The sequence below is a fragment of the Rugamonas rivuli genome (assembly GCF_009380165.1).
Taxonomy (GTDB): Bacteria; Pseudomonadota; Gammaproteobacteria; order Burkholderiales; family Burkholderiaceae_D; genus Rugamonas; species Rugamonas rivuli.
In genome coordinates, this window is sequence record NZ_WHUF01000008.1 from 78,767 (window position 1) to 95,702 (window position 16,936).

Below are 16,936 nucleotides of genomic sequence, written 5' to 3' on the forward strand. Positions count from 1 at the left end.
TGGCGTACCTGCTCAATAAAAGAGCAGATCAAAACGACAATATCTGGAGACGACAATGGAACAACGCACATTCAAACTGGGCGGCATCGCTGCCGCTGTTGCAACGGCTGTCCTGCACATGGGCGGCGCCTCGGCGCAGGAAGCCGCGCCATCCGCCGATGGCCTGAACATGGAGCGCGTGGTCGTCACCGGCAGCTCCGGCGGTTCCACCAAAATGAAATCCAGCGTGTCGATCAGCACTCTTGAGGGCGAGACCATCAAGAACGGCGCGCCGCTGAGCGCCGCCGAGGTGCTGCGTTCGGTGCCGGGCGTGCGGTCGGAATCGTCGGGCGGCGAGGGCAACGCCAACATCACGGTGCGCGGTGTGCCGATTTCCGCCGGCGGCGCGCGTTATGTGCAGATCCAGGAAGACGGCCTGCCGGTGCTGCAATCGGGCGACTTCAACTTCATCACGCCGGACAGCTACGTCAAGATCGACGGCACGCTGGATCACCTGGAAGTGGTGCGCGGCGGTTCGGCCTCCACGCTGGCGACCAACGCGCCGGGCGGCATCATCAACTTCATCACCAAGACCGGCGAGGAAAAGGGCGGCCATATCGGCATCAGCCACGGCCTGGGCTACGACGAGACGCGGCTGGACTTCGACTACGGCGCGCCGATCTCGGACAAGACGCGCTTCTTCATCGGCGGGAACTACCGCACCGGCGAGGGCGTGCGCAACACGGGCATGAGCACCGAGGACGGCGGCCAGATTCGCGGCAATATCACGCATGATCTGGACAACGGCTTTATCCGCCTGTCGTTCAAGCATGTGGACGACAAGTCGCCGACGGTGCTGCCGGTGCCTGTGCAGGTGGTGAACCAGCAGATCACCGAAATCCCCGGCATCGATCCTCGCAAGGTGACGTTCTATTCGCCGTACTGGGTGCGCGATGTCACGCTGGGCAAGAACAATACGCCGGTGTCGACCAACGTCAACGACGGCCTGGAAGTGAAGAGCGATACGGTCGGCCTGGAAGGTTCGTTCGACCTGGGTGACGGCTGGAACCTGAGCGACAAGTTCCGTACCTCCAGCAACAGCGGGCGCTTCACCGGCGTCTTCGCGGGGAACAACGGCACGGTCGGCAGTTATGTGTTCGCGACGGGGCCGAACAAAGGCAAGGCTTACAACGGCCGCGCCTTCTCCGCCGTGGTGTTCAACACCTCGATTGACGATGCGGGCAATACGCTCAACGACACCAAGCTGGCCAAGACCTTCAAGCTGGCCGACGGCTCCAAGCTGACCACCACCGCAGGCTTGTACCTGTCGACGCAGAAGCTGGCGCTGACCTGGAACTTCAACGAGTATCTGATGCAGGCCAGCGGCGACAAGCCGGCCTTGCTGCAAACGGCCAGCGCCACGCCGGGCCTGGTCGGTCCGGCCTTCGGCGGCTGCTGCTCACGCGCGGTCGACATGGAGTACAAACTGACGTCGCCGTATCTGAACGTGGGCTATGAAACCGGCCCGCTGAACCTGGACGCGAGCGTGCGCCAAGATCGCCAGCACGCCAGCGGCACGGCCAACATCGCCACCATGAGCGGCGGCGCGTTGCGCTACGATCCGGCCACGCAGCAGCTGGTGGACTACAAGATCAACCACAACTCGTATTCGATCGGCGGCAACTACCGCATCACCAGCAACCTGGCGGCGTTCGCACGCGTCAGCGATGGCGTGGCCTTCAATGCGGACCGTATCCTGTTCGGCACTCCGCTCGATGGCAGCGCACCGATCAACATCAACACCGTCAAGCAGATCGAGGGTGGCGTGAAGTGGCGCAGTGGCGGCATCAGCACCTTTGTGACGCTGTTCCAGGCCAAGACCGATGAGAGCAACTACGAGGCGACCACGCAGCGCAGCACCTCCAACAAGTACGACGCCAAGGGTGTGGAGCTGGAAGGCGCCTACGCGCTGAACGATTTCCGCGTCACCGGCGGCATGACCTACACGGACGCCAAGATCACCGGCACCGCGCCCGGCGACGTGGCGGTGATCGGCAACACGCCGCGCCGCCAGGCCAAGGTGGTGTACCAGATCGCACCGACTTATACCTTCGGCCAGGCCACCGTCGGCGCCAGCGTGATCGGCACTGGCAAGTCGTGGGGCGACGATGCGCATACCATCGTGCTGCCGGCGTATCAGGTGGTGAACGCCTTCGTCAATTATCGCGTGACGGAGAAGGCTACCTTGTCGCTGAGCGTGAACAACCTGCTTAACAAAATCGGCTACACCGAAGTCGAAGGCGACGGCCATGCCGCGCGCTCGATCTCCGGCCGTGCCGCGAAAGTCAGCCTGTCCTATGCCTTCTAAAGTTTTTTCGGACCGTCTGCTGGCGGTCCTTTCCGATGATCTGCGGCCGCAGGCTGCGCGGCGGCTGGCGGCGGCGGAGCCGGTGCTGCGCCGGCTGCTGGCCGGCCTGTATGGCGAGCGTGCCGATTTCGATGCGTGGCTGGGCGACCTGATGGCATCGCTGGGCGCGCTGTATGCGGCGCGCCCAGCGGAGCTACGGGCGCTCGACGCGCAGCGGGCGGCGCAGCCGGAGTGGTTCCTCAGCCAGCGCATGCTGGGCTACTGCGCCTATGTGCAGAACTTCGGCGGCGATTTGAACGGCGTGGCGGTGCGCATTCCGTATCTGCGGGAGTTGGGCGTCAGCTATCTGCATCTGCTGCCGTTCCTGCGCCCGCGTGAGGGCGAGAATGATGGCGGCTTCGCCGTCTCCAGCTTCGATGAAGTCGATCCGGCGCTGGGCTCCAATGCCGACCTGGATGCGTTGACGGCGCAGTTGCGGGTGGCGGGCATCAGCCTGTGTTCGGATTTTATCCTGAACCATGTGGCGGACGATCATGCGTGGGCGCTGGCGGCAAAGGCGGGCGATGCAGGGGCGCGGGCGATGTTCCACGTGTTCCCCGACCGCGACATGCCGGACCGTTACGAGCGCACGCTGGGCCAGGTGTTCCCGCAAGTCGCGCCGGGGAATTTCAGTTTTGTCGAAGCGCTGGATGGCTGGGCGTGGACGACGTTTTATCCGTACCAGTGGGATCTGAACTACGCCAATCCAGCGGTGTTCGCCGAGATGGCCGCCGCGCTGCTGCGCCTGGCCAATCGTGGCATCGAAGTGTTCCGGCTCGATTCGACGGCCTTCCTGTGGAAGCGCGAAGGCACGAACAGCATGAACCAGCCGGAAGCGCACCAGCTGCTGCAAGCCTTGCGGGCGATTGTCGATATCGTCGCGCCGGGCGTGCTGTTGAAGGCCGAGGCCATCGTGCCGACGCGTGAGCTGCCTGCTTACCTGGGCAGCGCCGCCGCGCCGGAGTGCCACATCGCGTATCACAGCAGCCTGATGGCGGCTGGTTGGGTGGCGCTGGCGGAGCAGGATACCGGCGTGCTGCGCGAGGTGATTCGCAACACACCCGCGCTACCTGCCGCTGCGACGTGGCTCAGCTACGTGCGCTGCCATGACGACATCGGTTGGAACGTGTTGCGGGCGGAGGCTTCTGCCGACGGTGGCGATAGCGCGGCGCGGCTGGCCCGCGTGGCCCGTTTCTTCAGCGGTGCGGAGGGAAGCTACGCCATCGGCGCCGCTTTCCAGAGTACCGATCCCAATGCGGCGCATGGCAGCAACGGCATGGCCGCGTCGCTGACAGGCTTGCAATCCGCCGTCACCGAAGAGGAACGCGCACTGGCGCTGAGCCGCATGCTGCTGCTGCACGGACTGGCCTTGAGCTTCGGCGCGCTGCCGGTGCTGTACATGGGTGACGAGCTGGCGATGGAAAACGACTACAGCTATCTGCATCGCCCGCAGCACGCGATGGACAGCCGCTGGCTGCAACGCCCGGTGTTCGATCAGCAGCGCTGGAAGCATCGCTACGATGTGTCCACGGTGCCGGGCGCGATGCATCAGGCGCTGGCAAAGCTGGTGCGCATCCGCAGCCGCCACGACGCGCTGGCCGCCAACGCACCGCGCGCGCTGCTGACCGATGCGCCGGACGGCATGCTGGCGCTGGCGCGCGGCGAACGCTTCCTGACGTTGATGAACTTCTCCGGCCAAGCGCAAACCTATGCATTGCAGGGCGTCTGGCGCGATTGCGTGGCGGAGCAGGCGATGAGCGGAACGCTGGTGCTGGAACCGTACGCAATGTACTGGCTGGAACGCGAATAATATAGAATCGCCCGAGCAGGGCGTGGAGACGAGCATGACCCAACAAACCATCGCCGTATTCGGCGAAGCGCTGGTTGACGATTTCATCACCGAGCAAGTCGTCGGCGGTGCGCCGTTCAACGTCGCGCGCAATCTGGCGGCTTTCGGTATGGCGACGCTGATGGTCACGCGCATCGGTGCGGACAAGAACGGCACACTGGTGCGCAGTGAATTCGGCCGCTTCGGCATGAGCGAGGCGGGCTTGCAGCTCGATCCGCAGGAGGCCACGGGCCGTGTGGTGGTCGAGCGCAATGCGGACGGCCACCGCTTCATCATCCTGCCCGACCAGGCTTACGATTACGTCGAAACCGCGCCGGCGCTGGCGGCCCTGTCGCAAGCGGCTCCAGGCACGATCTACTTCGGCACCATGGCGCAGCGGCACGAGCAATCGCGCGCGGCGCTGCGGGCGATGCTGGACTCCTCCAGTGCGCAGCGCTACCTGGACCTGAACGTCCGGGACGGCCAGGTGACGGAGCGCTGCGCCTTCGAATCCCTGCACCTGGCGGACATCGTCAAGGTCAACGAGGATGAGCTGAAGGATTTGTTCAGCTGGTACACCCACACCAAGCCGGGCACCAAGGCCATCGACGACGCCGAGATGGTGGACGCCTGCCAGGCCTTGATGCGTATCTTCTCGCTGCAAGGCCTGATCGTCACGCTGGGCGAGCGTGGCGCGCTGTACTTCGGCGCCGAGGGCGGCGTCATCGCCAACCAGGATTGTCATGCGCCGGTGCGCATCGTCGATACGGTGGGTGCGGGCGATGCCTTCTCTGCCGTGTTCCTGTTCGGGCAGGCGAAGGGCTGGCCGGTCAGCCTCACGCTGGCGCGGGCCAATGCCTTCGCCGGCGCCATCTGCGGCATCTCCGGTGCGGTGCCGGCCGATATCGCGTTCTACCAGCCGTGGATCAATGCGTGGCGCGGCGACGCCGTCATGCCGGGAGCCGTCGCATGAAGCCGCGGCTGTCGTTCTGGCAGATCGTGAACATGAACATCGGCTTCTTCGGCATCCAGTTCAGTTTCGGTCTTCAGCAGAGCAGCATGAGCCCGATCTACAAATACCTGGGCGCGGATGAAGCGAGCCTGCCTTACCTGTGGCTGGCCGGGCCGATGACCGGACTGCTGGTGCAGCCGTTGATCGGCGCCATGAGCGACCGCACGGTCACGCGCTGGGGGCGGCGCACGCCGTACTTCCTGATCGGCGCCATCCTGTGCAGCCTTGGCCTGCTGGCGATGCCGTTCAGTCCCACGCTGTGGATGGCGGCCAGCCTGCTGTGGATACTGGACGCGGCCAACAACGTGACGATGGAGCCGTACCGCGCTTTCGTCAGCGACAAGCTCGATCCGCAGCAGCATTCGCTAGGCTTCCTGACGCAGAGCGCCTTTACGGGCCTGGGACAAACGCTGGCCTACCTGACGCCGTCGCTGCTGGTCTGGCTGGGCATGAACAAGGATGCCGTCAATGGCAGCCATATTCCGCACATCGTCATCGTCGCCTTTTTGATCGGCGCGGTGTTTTCGATTTCCTCGGTGCTGTGGACGCTGAAGACCACACCCGAATACCCGTTGAGCAGCGAGGAGCTGGCGCAGATCCGCGCGCGCCCTGCCGGCTGGCGGCATACGCTGGGCGATGTCGCCAGCGCGATCCGCGAGATGCCGCCGACGATGAAGCAGCTGGCCTGGGTCAAGCTGTTCCAGTGGTATGCGATGTTCTGCTATTGGCAGTACATCATGCTGTCGCTGTCGACCACCATCTACGGCACGACCGACCAGGCCTCGCAAGGCTTCCGCGACGCGGGGCTGCTGGCGGGGCAGGTGGGGGCGTTCTACAACTTCATCGCGTTTGTCGGCGCGCTGGCGCTGGTGCAGTTCACGCGGCGCTATGGGCCCAAGCTCACGCACAGCGCCTGCCTGGCACTGGCCGGCATCGGCATGCTGTCGATACCGATGATCCACTCGCCGGCGCTGCTGTTCGTGCCGATGCTGGGCATCGGCCTGGCGTGGGCCAGCATCATGGGCAATCCGTATGTGATGCTGGCGGGCTGCATACCGCCGGAGCGTACTGGCGTCTACATGGGCATCTTCAATATGTTCATCGTGATCCCGATGATTATCCAGATCTTCACGCTGCCGCTGTACTACCGCAGCCTGCTGGGCGGGAACCCGGAGAATGTGATCCGCCTGGCCGGTGGCCTGATGCTGTGCGGCGCAGTGGCCGTGCTGGCTGTGAAAATAAAAAAGCCGCAGGCGAAGCTGCGGCTTGGTGAGTTGAACGAAGCGAGTTAGATCACTCGTCGTTCATCTGGCTTTGCAGGTAGTTCTGGATGCCGACCTTGCCGATCAGGTCCAGCTGCGTTTCGAGCCAGTCGATGTGTTCTTCGGTGTCTTCCAAAATCATCAGCAGCAGGTCGCGCGACACGTAGTCGGCGGCTTTCTCTGCGGCGGCGATGCCTTCCTTGACGGTGATCTGTGCGCCCTTTTCCAGCTTCAGATCGCAGCCGATCATTTCTTCGGTGTTCTCGCCGATCATGATCTTGTGCATGGCTTGCAGGTTAGGCAGGCCGTCCAGCATCAGGATGCGGTCGATCAGTTTGTCGGCGTGCTTCATTTCGCCGATCGATTCTTCGTATTCCTTTTTCGCGATCTTCTCGAAACCCCAGTGACGGTACATGCGCGAGTGCAGGAAGTACTGGTTGATTGCGGTGAGTTCGTTGGTCAGCTGAGCGTTCAGCAGGCGAATAACTTCTGGATCACCCTTCATGGGAATCTTTCTACAATGGTGGTGGAATACTGACATTTTGCCACGAACCAGGCGGTTCCCACAGTGGCGCGTGCGAAAGTGTACCAATATCCCCGGACTGAGATTGTTGGAGCAAATGAAAACAATTAACATTCGCATACTGTCGATACGAAAGGACCGCCCATGATGCTGCACATCCCCGCCGTGCTGACCAAGCCGCAGGTGCAGGAGTTCCGCCGCCGCCTGGCGCAGGCCGAGTGGATCGACGGCCGCGCCACCGCCGGCCCGCAGGGCGCGCAGGTCAAGCGCAACCGCCAGCTGGCGGAGCTGTCGCCGCTGGCGCAGGAGCTGGGTGGCGTGATCACGCAGGCGCTGGCGAATCATCCGCTGTTCTTCGCGGCGGTGCTGCCGCTGCGCATACTGCCGCCTTACTTCAACAGCTACGCAAGCGGCGAGCAGTACGGCATGCATATCGACAGCGCCATCCGCACGCGTCCCGGCACGGCCAATGCGATGCGGGCCGACGTGTCGTCGACCTTGTTCCTCAGCGAACCGGAGGAGTACGACGGCGGCGAGCTGATCGTCAGCGATGCCTACGGCACGCACGAGGTCAAACTGGCGGCGGGGGATGTGATCGTCTATCCGTCCAGCAGTGTGCATCGCGTGGCGCCGGTCACGCGCGGGGAGCGGGTCAGCTCATTCCTGTGGAGCCAGAGCATGGTGCGCGACGATGCCAAGCGCGGCATGCTGTTCGCGCTCGATCAGAACATCCAGAAGCTGCGCGCCGCGCATGGCGACAATGAGATCACGGTGGAACTGGCCGGCCACTATCACAACCTGCTGAGGATGTGGGCGGAAGTGTGAGACAACCCACGGAGTGCTGATGTTGTCAGGGGTAGTATCGATCCACTACCTCTACCGGAGCACGCCGCCATGGATACGATCAATGCCAATCAGCCAGAGAACAACCACCAGGACTTGATCGGCGAAGACGCCGTCAAGAAGATCCGCGAATTCGTCGACAGCACGCCCGGCTGCTTCTTTTGCACCAGCGATGCCGCGGGCGGCCCCGGCGATGCGCGGCCGATGACGGCGTTACAGGTCGATGCGCAGGGCAACCTGTGGTTCATCAGCGCAAGCGACAGCCTGAAGAACCTGGAGCTGGCGGCGGAGCCGTCGGCCACGCTGTACTTCCAGGGTTCGGCCCACGCGGAGTTCATGCACCTGGAGGGCATCGCCACGGTGCTGCGCGATCCGGTGAAGCTGAAGGAGTTGTGGAGCTTTACGATGAAGACGTGGTTCACCGGCGGCGAAGACGATCCGCGCATCACGCTGATCAAGTTCGCGCCGACTTACGGCTACTATTGGGATACCAAGCACGGCAGGGCGGTGGCCAGCGTCAAGATGCTGATCGGCGCCGTGATCGGCAAGACCCTCGACGATTCGATCGAGGGGCGGCTGGACGTGTGATCAGCCCAGCTGGAAGTTGATCGGCACCAGCGCGTACACGGGGACCGGCTTGCCGTCTTCCATGTTCGGCTTGTACAGGGCGCGCATCACGGCCTGGCGGCCGGCCTCGTCGAGGTTGCTGGAGCCGGACGATTTGTGGATCACCACTTGCTCGGCCTGGCCTTTTTCTCCGATCAGCACGCGCAGGATCACGGTGCCGCTCTCGCCCATGCGGCGCGAGATGTTGGGATAGACCGGCTGCGGCGCGCGCACGTATTCGACGCCCGACACGGTTTTCGGCTGGGCTGGCGCGGCCACATGCGGCGGCGCCGGTGGCGCGGCCGGGGCAGCGACTGCGGCCGGCTCGCTGGTGCGCGGCTGCGGCGGGGCGACGGTGATGGTCGGCTCGGTCTGGACCACGTTCACCATTGGAATCGGCGGAATGAAGGCCGGCGCCTGGCGCACGACCGGCACGGTCTTCGGCGGCGGCGGGGCCGGCTTGAGCGGCTCCGGCGAGGCGACGAAGGTGACGTTGACCACTTGCGGCAGGATGGCGTGCGTCACCTGACGCAGCATCCCCGACTGGAACATATAAAACCCGAACGCATGGACCATGACGATGGCGGCCAGCGGCGCGAACTTGCGGCCGCGCACTTGCCATTGCAATTTCAGCTGCGCGGCCAGGCCGCTGTCGTCTGCCGGCGGCGTCGCCGTCCGGCCATAGGTCATGGTGTTCATGAGAGTATTCTTAGTTGCTGAAGGCGGGGCGCTTCAGTACGGTTTCCTGGATCTCGGCGCGGGCGGTGGCGGCCAAGTGCTCGTTCAGGATTTCTTCTGCGCAGGAAAAGCATTGGCCGCAGCACGTCGCCACACCCAGATCGCGGCGCAGTTCTTCCATCGACGTCAATCCCAATTCCATGGCTTGACGGATTTCACGATCAGATATGTTGTTGCAGACACATACAATCATCGATACACCTTCTGGCTAGGCATTACTTAAAAGAATGAACTGACATGATTGCTAGTTAGCTACTTAATGCGAATCATTATCATTAATCGTATACTGCCTCAAGTTTGAGCGGGATGCAAGCGCAAATAGAAGTAATTCGCATTACCGTTTATAATGCTAGTATCTTATTTCCGGCGAGAACGCGATCTTGCAGTTCGCCGGCAAGCCGCAGCGGCGCAGGCCGGGCGGCGATTTGAACGGACTTAGCCATGACGCACGCTGTTCCCTTGATCACTCTCGATACCTTGCAGGTCGGCCAGAGCGCCACCGTGGCCCATGTGCGCCCCGGCGACTCGGCCGACGACGGCGCCACGCTGGTGCGCCGCCTGATGGAGCTGGGCTTTGTGCCCGGCGAAAAAATCCGCATGCTCAAACGCGGCATGCCGGGTGGCGAGCCGCTGGCGATCAAAGTCGGCAACTCCACGTTCGCCCTGCGCCGCTTCGAGGCGGCGTTGATCTCGATCCAACCGGAATAAGCCATGGGTGCAGTCGATATCGCGGTGCCGCAGGCGCCGCTGCTTTCCCGGACGCCGATGGTGGCGTTGCTGGGCAATCCGAATTGCGGCAAGACCGCGCTGTTCAACCGCCTGACCGGCGCGCGCCAAAAGGTGGCGAACTACGCCGGCGTGACCATCGAACGCAAGGAGGGCTCGTTCAGCTCGCCTGCGGGCCATGGCTTCCGCGTGCTGGACTTGCCGGGTGCTTATAGTTTGTCGGCCCATACGCCGGACGAGGCCATCACGCGCGACGTGGTGGCCGGCCTGCGCGCGGGCGAGCAGTCGCCGGACGTGGTGGTGTGCGTGGTCAACGCCACCAATCTGCGCTTGAACCTGCGGCTGGTGCTGGAGATCAAGCGTCTCGGCCTGCCGATGATACTGGCGCTGAACATGGTCGACGTGGCCAAGAAGCGCGGCATCGAGATCGACGCCGACCGCCTGGCGCAGGAGCTGGGCATGCCGGTGGTGGAAACCGTGGCGGTGCAGGCCGGCGGCGAGAAGTCGCTGCTGCGCGCGCTGGACGCGATGTGGCCGCTGCACGAGAGCGCGCCGCAGCCGCTGGCGGCGATCGATGCGGTCGGCGTCGAGGAGACGCAGCGCGAGGTGCGCCGCATCCTGGCGCTGGTCAGCAGCGATGCGCGCGATACCGGCAACCTGACCGAGAAGATCGACAACGTGGTGCTGCATCCGGTGCTGGGACCGGTGATCCTGGCGGTGCTGATGTTCCTGGTGTTCCAGGCGGTGTTCAGCTGGGCCAATGTGCCGATGGATATGATCAAGGCCGGCGTCGACGGCGTCGGCACCATGGTCAAGGGGGCGATGGCCGATGGCTTGCTGCGCAGCCTGCTGGTCGAAGGCATCCTGGGCGGGGCCGGCAGCGTGCTGGTGTTCCTGCCGCAGATTCTGATTTTGTTCTTCTTCATCCTGATCCTGGAGGATTGCGGCTATCTGCCGCGCGCGGCCTTCCTGCTGGACCGCCTGATGGGCGGGGTGGGCTTGTCGGGCCGCGCCTTCATTCCGCTGCTGTCGAGCTTTGCCTGCGCGATTCCCGGCGTGATGGCGGCGCGCACCATCCAGAATCCGCGCGACCGTCTGGTGACGATCATGATCGCGCCGCTGATGACGTGCTCGGCGCGCTTGCCGGTGTATGCGCTGATCATCGCGGCCTTCATTCCGGAGCGCGAAGTGTATGGTTTCATGAGCTTGCAGGGCCTGGTGCTGTTCGTGCTGTATTTCGCGGGCATTGCGTCGGCGATGGCGGTGGCTTACGTCATGAAGCGCACCATGGGGGCGAACAGCAAGCAGCCGCTGATGCTGGAGCTGCCGGCCTATCACTGGCCGCACATGCAGAACCTGGCGCTGGGCTTGTGGGAACGCTGCAAGATCTTCCTGTCGCGCGTGGGTACCATCATCCTGACCTTGATGGTGCTGCTGTGGTTCCTGAGTTCCTTCCCGGGCGCGCCTGAGGGGGCGACGCATCCGCCGATTTATTACAGCCTGGCCGGTATCCTGGGGCGCGGCCTGGAGTATGTGTTCGCGCCGATTGGCTTCAACTGGCAGATCTGCATCGCGCTGGTGCCGGGCCTGGCCGCGCGCGAGGTGGCGGTGGGTGCGCTGGGTACGGTGTATGCGCTGTCGCAGAGCGGCGAGGAACTGGCGCAGTCGCTGACGCCTATCATCGCCGGCTCGTGGACTTTGCCGACGGCCTTGTCGCTGCTGGCGTGGTATGTGTTTGCGCCGCAGTGCATGTCGACGCTGAGCGTGGTGCGGCGCGAGACTAACAGCATCCGCTATCCGCTGATGATGGCTGGTTATATGTTCGCGCTGGCGTACACGGCGTCGTTCCTGACGTATCGCATTTCCCTGTTCCTTATCGGAGGCTGAGCATGTGGCAGCAAGTGATCGTGGCGTTGATCGTGGTGGCGGCCCTGGTGCATTTCTGCACCAAGTATCTGCCGGCGGCCTTGCGCAAGCAGATCGTCTACCTGCTGTCGCGGCGCGGCTTCGACCAGAATAAACTGGCTAAACTGTTTAACACGAAATCGAGCTGCGGCGACGGCTGCGCCAGCTGCGGCTCCTGCGAGACCACGCCGGCTGCATCGTCCGACGCATCCAGCTCAGCGCCGCTCAAGCGCGTCATCATGCTGCGCGTGCAGCGCTGATCAGGCCACGTAGCCCATGCCTATCGAGGCTGGCGCGGTCGGCGCAAAGCCGTATTGCGCATACAGTTCGTTGGCCCTGCCGTCGGCGATCAGGCTGACGTAGCCGCCGGGCGGCACCTCGCGGTCGAGGTAGGCCTTGATCTCCTTCATGATCGCCTTGCCCAGTCCCTGCCCCTGGTGTGCCTTCAGCACGCCGATATCCACCACCTGATAAAAACAGCCGCCATCGCCGATCACGCGGCCCATGCCGACCGGCTCGCCGTCGCACAGCACCTGCACGGCAAATAGGCTGGCGGGCAGGCCGCGCGCGGCCGCTTCGGTGGATTTGGGGCTGAGGCCGGAGCCGACGCGCAGCGCCTGGTAGGTGGCGATCGAGGGTGTGGCATGGACGACGGTGTAGTTGGCCATGGTCTCTCAGCAAAGTGGGTTGAACGATTCGGCCTGCGCCATCGGCCAGTACAGGCCGAACACCGGCGGCAGGCGTGACAGCTGGCTGGGGTCGAGCAGCTCGCCCGGCTCCAGATAGGGCAGCAGCGCCGACGCCAGCTTGACCTGGTTGGGCGAGATGCGCCGCACCAGGTGGTGCGCCTTCAATTGCGACGGGTGCGTCAAGCCGGCGGCGGCGATCAGCTGGGCCAGCGCCTTCAAGGTGTTCTCGTGGAAGTTGGCGACGCGCCGGGTCTTGTCCGGCACCACCAGCGCGCGCTGGCGGGTGGCGTCCTGGGTGGCGACGCCGGTCGGGCAGCGGTCGGTGTGGCAGCTCTGCGACTGGATGCAGCCCAGCGCGAACATGAAGCCGCGCGCCGAGTTGCACCAGTCCGCGCCCAGCGCCAGCGTGCGGGCGATGTCGAAGGCGGTGATGATCTTGCCGGAGGCGCCGATCTTGATCTTGTCGCGCAGGTTGGCGCCCACCAGCGTGTTATGCACCAGCAGCAGCGCTTCCTGCAGCGGCGTGCCGACGTGGTCGGTGAACTCGACCGGCGCGGCGCCCGTGCCGCCCTCGCCGCCGTCGACCACGATGAAGTCGGGCGTGATGCCGGTGGCCAGCATGGCTTTGACGATGCCGAAAAATTCCCACGGGTGGCCGATGGCCAGCTTGAAGCCGGTCGGCTTGCCGCCGGACAGCGTGCGCAGGCGGTCGATGAAGGCCAGCATTTCCAGCGGCGTGCTGAAGGCCGAGTGCTTCGATGGCGAGATGCAGTCCTGGCCCTGCGGCACGCCGCGCGTGGTGGCGATTTCTATCGTCACCTTGGCGCCGGGCAGCACGCCGCCGTGGCCGGGCTTGGCGCCCTGCGACATCTTCAGCTCGATCATCTTCACTTGCGGCGTGGTGGCGTTGGCGACGAAGTTCGCTTCCGAGAACGTGCCGTCGGCGTTGCGGCAGCCGAAGTAGCCGGAGCCGATCTCCCACACCAGGTCGCCGCCGTTCTGGCGGTGGTAGGGGCTGATGCTGCCTTCGCCGGTGTCGTGCATGAAGCCGCCGGCCTTGGCGCCGCCGTTCAGCGCCAGGATGGCGTGCGACGACAGCGCGCCAAAGCTCATCGCCGAGATGTTGAACACGCTGGCCGAGTAGGGCTGGGCGCGCCGGCAATCCGGATGGTTGCCGATCTCGATGCGGAAGTCGTGGTGCTGCTCGGGCGCGGGGCTGATCGAGTGGTTGATCCATTCGTAGCCGGGGGCGTAGACGTCGAGCTGGGTGCCGAAGGGGCGCTTGTCGGTGTCCATCTTGGCGCGCTGGTAGACGATGCTGCGCTGGTTGCGCGAGAACGGTTCGGCTACCGTGTCGTCTTCCAGGAAGTACTGGCGGATCTCGGGGCGTATCGATTCGAAGAAGAAGCGGAAGTGCGCCAGGATGGGATAGTTGCGGCGCAGCGCGCGCTTGGTCTGCAGCAGGTCGGTGATGCCGACCACGGTCAGGGCGGCGGCGATCAGCGGTATCCACCACGGCGCCCCCAGGGCCAGCGACGCGGCCAGCGCGACGATGGCGGCATTGAGGACGAGGTAGCGCGGGGAAAACAGGTTCATGAAGGCTCCGGTTGGCGGCTGCTGATGGGGCAGTGTACTGCCGACACGCAAGATTGCCAACAATGCTAAGCTAGCGGCGTTGCGGCGCACGGCCGTTCTTTTCCGGGAAGCTCACCATGATCGTAGTCCACCATCTGAATAATTCGCGCTCGCAGCGCGTGCTCTGGCTGCTGGAGGAGTTGGGCCTGGAATACGAGATCGTGCGCTACCAGCGCGACAAGAAGACCATGCTGGCGCCGCCGGAGCTGCGGGCGATCCACCCGCTGGGCAAGTCGCCGGTGATTTCCGATGGCGACATCGTGGTGGCGGAGTCGGGGGCGATCGTCGAGTATCTGGTCGAGACTTACGGCCAGGGCAGGCTGGTGCCGCCGACAGGCACGGCGGAGCGCCGGCGCTGGACTTACTTCCTGCACTATGCGGAAGGTTCGGCGATGGCGCCGTTGTTGATGAAGCTGATTTTCGACCGGGTCGAGACCAGCCCGGCGCCGTTCTTCGTCAAGCCGATCGCGCGCGGCATCGCGCAGAAGGTCAAGAGCAGCTACATCCTGCCGCAGATCGAGGCGCACCTCGATTACCTGGAGGCGGAGCTGAACAAGATGCCATGGTTCGCCGGCGCCGAGTTCAGCGCGGCCGATATCCAGATGAGCTTCCCGCTGGAGGCGGCCGCCGCGCGCGGCGGGCTGGACGAGCGCCGTCCGAACCTGAGCGCCTTCCTCAAACGCATCCACAGCCGCCCGGCCTTCCAGCGCGCGCTGGAGCGCGGCGGCCCGTACGAGCTGCTGAAGTAAGCCGCTACCAGATGGTTTGCACGTGCGGATAGGCGCGGATAGTTCGGTCGACCGTCACTACAGGAATGTTGAGCAGCATTGCAGTGGCGACGATGATGCGGTCTGCAGGGTCTTTGCTCAGGCCGGCGGGCAGTTGAACCGAGGTGATGGCGATCTGGTTATCGACGGGGATAAAGCGAACGTGGCGCTGGGTTTCTATCGTTCCGATCCATATCTGGACTTCTTCCGACAGGAACAGCTTGCGCCGCTCGACGAGCAGCGCGATTTCCCAGCAGGTTAGCGAGGAGACCATGACCTGGCCGGCTTGTTGTTCGTGCTCGATGACGAGCTTGGCGCGTGCTGACAGCCTGGGGTTGCCTTCGTGCCACCAAATGAATGCGTGTGTATCCAGCAATATCATGGAAGCGGAGCGTAGCCGTCTGGGTCTAACGGCGAGACGATGTCGCCAGAGCAGATGACGCTGCCGCGCAGCTTTTCAATCGGCACGGATCGGTATGGACGCAGGTCCAGGATCGGTTTGCCGTTTTCGGTGATAAGGAATATCTTGTCCGACGAGGTGATTTCACGGATGGCGGCAAGCGGATTTTCCAGGAATTTTTCCAGAGGAATGGTCGGCCACATTGCTATCTCCTTGGTCTATTCGTGTTCTAAGCTTACGCCGCTCACCGGCAGCTACAAGCGGCGTTCGCGACGGCCTTGAGTCGTGTCATGCTGACAGGGCAGCCCGCTCGGGTAAAATGATGGATTGAACAAGCCCGGAAGATGTTGAACATGGGTAGACTCCTTGCCATCGACGGCCTCAATATCGTGCGCCGCGTCTACGAAGCCAGCCCCGAACCCGATAGTCCTGAAAAGGCCGAGATCGCGCTGCGCCACGCGCTGTCTTCGTTCCGCAAACTGCTCAACGAACACGAGCCGACCCACGTGCTGCCGGCCTTCGACTTCGGCGGCCCCACCTGGCGCCACGATTTGTACGCCGGCTACCGCGAGGCCCGCGCGCCGATGCCGTCGCCGCTGCGCGATGCGCTGCCGGCCTTCTACGACAAGCTGCGCGGCGTCGGCCTGCATGTGGTGTCGCTGCCGCAGGTGGAGGCGGACGATGTGATCGGCACCGTGGTGCTGCGCTGGCTGGCCGACGGCCGCGGCGAGGCCACCATCGCCACCACCGACAAGGACTTGCACGGCCTGATCGCGCAGGGTGCCCGCGTGTGGGACCACTTCAAGGGCGAATGGCACGACCACGCCTGGGTCGAGCAGAAATGGGGCGTGCCGCCGGAGCAGCTGCCGGACCTGCTGGCGCTGATGGGCGACGCCACCGATTCCATCCCGGGCGTGTCCAAGGTCGGCGTCAAGAAGGCGGCCAAACTGTTGCGTACTTACGGCACTCTGGATGCGATCATGGCCGGGGCCGGCATTCTGAAGGATACGCTGGGCGAAACTCTACGAAAAGAACGCGAAATGCTGTATCTTTCGAAACAATTGGTGCAATTAAAAACGGACGTGCGGGTCGGCGTAAGCTGGAATATGCTGGCTTGGGATAAGAACTAAGCGCACGCCCACTAAGACAAGGTTTGCAAGATGTTAAAAGCGGTCATTATCGACGGCAGCGCGATCGCGCGCGGCCTGCTCAACACGGTCCTGCTCGATGGCGGCTATGACGTGGTGGGCCAGACCCACACCTGCGCCAGCGGCCTGGCGCTGCTGCTCAAGCACAATCCCCATATCGTTTGCATCGCCCGCGAGCAGATCGAGAACGGCGAGGATGTGGTGCGGGAGATTAAGACCAACTGGCCGAAGGCGCTGATCTTCATGGTCTCCAGCGAATTCGATGCGGCCACCATCCAGGCCGCGCATGCGATGGGCGTGAACGGCTTCATCGTCAAGCCGTTCAAGGCCGACACCGTGCTCAATACGATACGCAATACGGTGATCGCCATGGTCAAGCGCCAGCGCGCGGCGCTGGCCAAGGATGCCGGCGCGGATGCGCCGGAAGGCGACGGCGGCGAACCCGCCGCCGAGTAGTCAGGCCGGCCT

19 protein-coding genes are annotated in these 16,936 nt (G+C 64.0%); 12 read left to right on the plus strand and 7 right to left on the minus strand.

The window, feature by feature from the left end; translation table 11 throughout:
* Positions 1-55 precede the first annotated feature (55 nt).
* The 4 genes from GEV01_RS25700 to GEV01_RS25715 are packed head-to-tail and all read left to right on the plus strand — an operon-like array spanning position 56 to position 6,518.
* Positions 56-2,347 (plus strand): TonB-dependent receptor, encoded by a 2,292-nt coding sequence (locus tag GEV01_RS25700; RefSeq protein ID WP_152808479.1) that lies wholly within the window; start codon positions 56-58, stop codon positions 2,345-2,347.
* Positions 2,337-4,196, plus strand: a complete 1,860-nt coding sequence (locus tag GEV01_RS25705) for an alpha-amylase family protein (protein ID WP_152808481.1) — start codon at positions 2,337-2,339, stop codon at positions 4,194-4,196. Before GEV01_RS25700 ends, GEV01_RS25705 begins: the two co-directional genes overlap by 11 nt.
* A 34-nt stretch (positions 4,197-4,230) precedes the next feature.
* Positions 4,231-5,187, plus strand: coding sequence for a PfkB family carbohydrate kinase (locus GEV01_RS25710; protein ID WP_152808483.1), 957 nt, complete (start codon positions 4,231-4,233; stop codon positions 5,185-5,187).
* Positions 5,184-6,518 (plus strand): MFS transporter, encoded by a 1,335-nt coding sequence (locus tag GEV01_RS25715; RefSeq protein ID WP_152808485.1) that lies wholly within the window; start codon positions 5,184-5,186, stop codon positions 6,516-6,518. The genes GEV01_RS25710 and GEV01_RS25715 overlap by 4 nt, the downstream gene beginning before the upstream one ends.
* Position 6,519: 1 nt before the next feature.
* Here the strand turns inward: GEV01_RS25715 and bfr are convergent, their stop codons facing one another.
* Entirely contained in the window at positions 6,520-6,993 is a 474-nt protein-coding gene (bfr, locus tag GEV01_RS25720) for a bacterioferritin (RefSeq protein ID WP_008452894.1), read from the minus strand.
* Positions 6,994-7,155: 162 nt separating this feature from the next.
* Here bfr and GEV01_RS25725 point away from each other — a divergent pair, with 162 nt between their 5' ends.
* Together GEV01_RS25725 and GEV01_RS25730 are read left to right on the plus strand one after the other, a co-directional pair.
* Positions 7,156-7,836 (plus strand): Fe2+-dependent dioxygenase, encoded by a 681-nt coding sequence (locus tag GEV01_RS25725; RefSeq protein ID WP_152808487.1) that lies wholly within the window; start codon positions 7,156-7,158, stop codon positions 7,834-7,836.
* Positions 7,837-7,905: 69 nt separating this feature from the next.
* Positions 7,906-8,442, plus strand: coding sequence for a pyridoxamine 5'-phosphate oxidase family protein (locus GEV01_RS25730; protein ID WP_152808488.1), 537 nt, complete (start codon positions 7,906-7,908; stop codon positions 8,440-8,442).
* On the opposite strand, the gene GEV01_RS25735 is transcribed toward GEV01_RS25730, so the two are convergent.
* A complete protein-coding gene (locus GEV01_RS25735; protein WP_152808490.1) occupies positions 8,443-9,159 on the minus strand; it encodes an energy transducer TonB in 717 nt (238 codons plus the stop codon).
* 10 nt (positions 9,160-9,169) lie between these two features.
* Positions 9,170-9,391, minus strand: coding sequence for a (2Fe-2S)-binding protein (locus tag GEV01_RS25740; protein WP_008452887.1), 222 nt, complete (start codon positions 9,389-9,391; stop codon positions 9,170-9,172).
* Between the two features lie 248 nt (positions 9,392-9,639).
* Between GEV01_RS25740 and GEV01_RS25745 the strand changes: the two genes are divergently transcribed.
* Genes GEV01_RS25745 through GEV01_RS25755 form a run of 3 tightly spaced genes read left to right on the plus strand, consistent with a single transcriptional unit; the run spans position 9,640 to position 12,089 of the window.
* A complete protein-coding gene (locus GEV01_RS25745) occupies positions 9,640-9,906 on the plus strand; it encodes a FeoA family protein (protein ID WP_008452886.1) in 267 nt (88 codons plus the stop codon).
* 3 nt (positions 9,907-9,909) lie between these two features.
* A complete protein-coding gene (feoB, locus tag GEV01_RS25750; RefSeq protein ID WP_152808492.1) occupies positions 9,910-11,811 on the plus strand; it encodes a ferrous iron transporter B in 1,902 nt (633 codons plus the stop codon).
* 2 nt (positions 11,812-11,813) lie between these two features.
* Positions 11,814-12,089 carry a DUF6587 family protein gene (locus tag GEV01_RS25755; protein ID WP_152808493.1) on the plus strand — a complete coding sequence of 92 codons (276 nt, stop codon included), beginning with the start codon at positions 11,814-11,816 and terminating at the stop codon, positions 12,087-12,089.
* Here the strand turns inward: GEV01_RS25755 and GEV01_RS25760 are convergent, their stop codons facing one another.
* Positions 12,090-12,497 (minus strand): GNAT family N-acetyltransferase, encoded by a 408-nt coding sequence (locus GEV01_RS25760; RefSeq protein ID WP_152808495.1) that lies wholly within the window; start codon positions 12,495-12,497, stop codon positions 12,090-12,092.
* A 6-nt stretch (positions 12,498-12,503) separates the two neighbouring features.
* Positions 12,504-14,114 (minus strand): FMN-binding glutamate synthase family protein, encoded by a 1,611-nt coding sequence (locus GEV01_RS25765; RefSeq protein WP_152808497.1) that lies wholly within the window; start codon positions 14,112-14,114, stop codon positions 12,504-12,506.
* Positions 14,115-14,230: 116 nt separating this feature from the next.
* On the opposite strand from GEV01_RS25765, the gene GEV01_RS25770 reads away from it, so the two are divergent.
* Positions 14,231-14,902, plus strand: coding sequence for a glutathione S-transferase (locus GEV01_RS25770; protein WP_152808499.1), 672 nt, complete (start codon positions 14,231-14,233; stop codon positions 14,900-14,902).
* 4 nt (positions 14,903-14,906) lie between these two features.
* On the opposite strand, the gene GEV01_RS25775 is transcribed toward GEV01_RS25770, so the two are convergent.
* Together GEV01_RS25775 and GEV01_RS25780 are read right to left on the minus strand one after the other, a co-directional pair.
* Positions 14,907-15,302 (minus strand): type II toxin-antitoxin system VapC family toxin, encoded by a 396-nt coding sequence (locus tag GEV01_RS25775; protein WP_152808501.1) that lies wholly within the window; start codon positions 15,300-15,302, stop codon positions 14,907-14,909.
* The gene (locus GEV01_RS25780) at positions 15,299-15,523 is read right to left on the minus strand and encodes a hypothetical protein (RefSeq protein ID WP_152808503.1); all 225 of its coding nucleotides are present in this window, start codon (positions 15,521-15,523) and stop codon (positions 15,299-15,301) included. Before GEV01_RS25780 ends, GEV01_RS25775 begins: the two co-directional genes overlap by 4 nt.
* A 150-nt stretch (positions 15,524-15,673) precedes the next feature.
* Between GEV01_RS25780 and GEV01_RS25785 the strand changes: the two genes are divergently transcribed.
* Both GEV01_RS25785 and GEV01_RS25790 read left to right on the plus strand, forming a co-directional pair.
* The gene (locus tag GEV01_RS25785) at positions 15,674-16,450 is read left to right on the plus strand and encodes a 5'-3' exonuclease (protein ID WP_152808505.1); all 777 of its coding nucleotides are present in this window, start codon (positions 15,674-15,676) and stop codon (positions 16,448-16,450) included.
* 30 nt (positions 16,451-16,480) lie between these two features.
* Positions 16,481-16,924 carry a response regulator gene (locus GEV01_RS25790; protein ID WP_152808507.1) on the plus strand — a complete coding sequence of 148 codons (444 nt, stop codon included), beginning with the start codon at positions 16,481-16,483 and terminating at the stop codon, positions 16,922-16,924.
* Positions 16,925-16,936: the final 12 nt, after the last annotated feature.

Coding starts and splice junctions, on each gene's coding strand:
- GEV01_RS25700 (WP_152808479.1), top strand. CDS start 56: ATGGAACAACGCACATTCAAACTGGGCGGCATCGCTGCCGCTGTTGCA.
- GEV01_RS25705 (WP_152808481.1), top strand. CDS start 2,337: ATGCCTTCTAAAGTTTTTTCGGACCGTCTGCTGGCGGTCCTTTCCGAT.
- GEV01_RS25710 (WP_152808483.1), top strand. CDS start 4,231: ATGACCCAACAAACCATCGCCGTATTCGGCGAAGCGCTGGTTGACGAT.
- GEV01_RS25715 (WP_152808485.1), top strand. CDS start 5,184: ATGAAGCCGCGGCTGTCGTTCTGGCAGATCGTGAACATGAACATCGGC.
- bfr (WP_008452894.1), bottom strand. CDS start 6,993: ATGAAGGGTGATCCAGAAGTTATTCGCCTGCTGAACGCTCAGCTGACC.
- GEV01_RS25725 (WP_152808487.1), top strand. CDS start 7,156: ATGATGCTGCACATCCCCGCCGTGCTGACCAAGCCGCAGGTGCAGGAG.
- GEV01_RS25730 (WP_152808488.1), top strand. CDS start 7,906: ATGGATACGATCAATGCCAATCAGCCAGAGAACAACCACCAGGACTTG.
- GEV01_RS25735 (WP_152808490.1), bottom strand. CDS start 9,159: ATGAACACCATGACCTATGGCCGGACGGCGACGCCGCCGGCAGACGAC.
- GEV01_RS25740 (WP_008452887.1), bottom strand. CDS start 9,391: ATGATTGTATGTGTCTGCAACAACATATCTGATCGTGAAATCCGTCAA.
- GEV01_RS25745 (WP_008452886.1), top strand. CDS start 9,640: ATGACGCACGCTGTTCCCTTGATCACTCTCGATACCTTGCAGGTCGGC.
- feoB (WP_152808492.1), top strand. CDS start 9,910: ATGGGTGCAGTCGATATCGCGGTGCCGCAGGCGCCGCTGCTTTCCCGG.
- GEV01_RS25755 (WP_152808493.1), top strand. CDS start 11,814: ATGTGGCAGCAAGTGATCGTGGCGTTGATCGTGGTGGCGGCCCTGGTG.
- GEV01_RS25760 (WP_152808495.1), bottom strand. CDS start 12,497: ATGGCCAACTACACCGTCGTCCATGCCACACCCTCGATCGCCACCTAC.
- GEV01_RS25765 (WP_152808497.1), bottom strand. CDS start 14,114: ATGAACCTGTTTTCCCCGCGCTACCTCGTCCTCAATGCCGCCATCGTC.
- GEV01_RS25770 (WP_152808499.1), top strand. CDS start 14,231: ATGATCGTAGTCCACCATCTGAATAATTCGCGCTCGCAGCGCGTGCTC.
- GEV01_RS25775 (WP_152808501.1), bottom strand. CDS start 15,302: ATGATATTGCTGGATACACACGCATTCATTTGGTGGCACGAAGGCAAC.
- GEV01_RS25780 (WP_152808503.1), bottom strand. CDS start 15,523: ATGTGGCCGACCATTCCTCTGGAAAAATTCCTGGAAAATCCGCTTGCC.
- GEV01_RS25785 (WP_152808505.1), top strand. CDS start 15,674: ATGGGTAGACTCCTTGCCATCGACGGCCTCAATATCGTGCGCCGCGTC.
- GEV01_RS25790 (WP_152808507.1), top strand. CDS start 16,481: ATGTTAAAAGCGGTCATTATCGACGGCAGCGCGATCGCGCGCGGCCTG.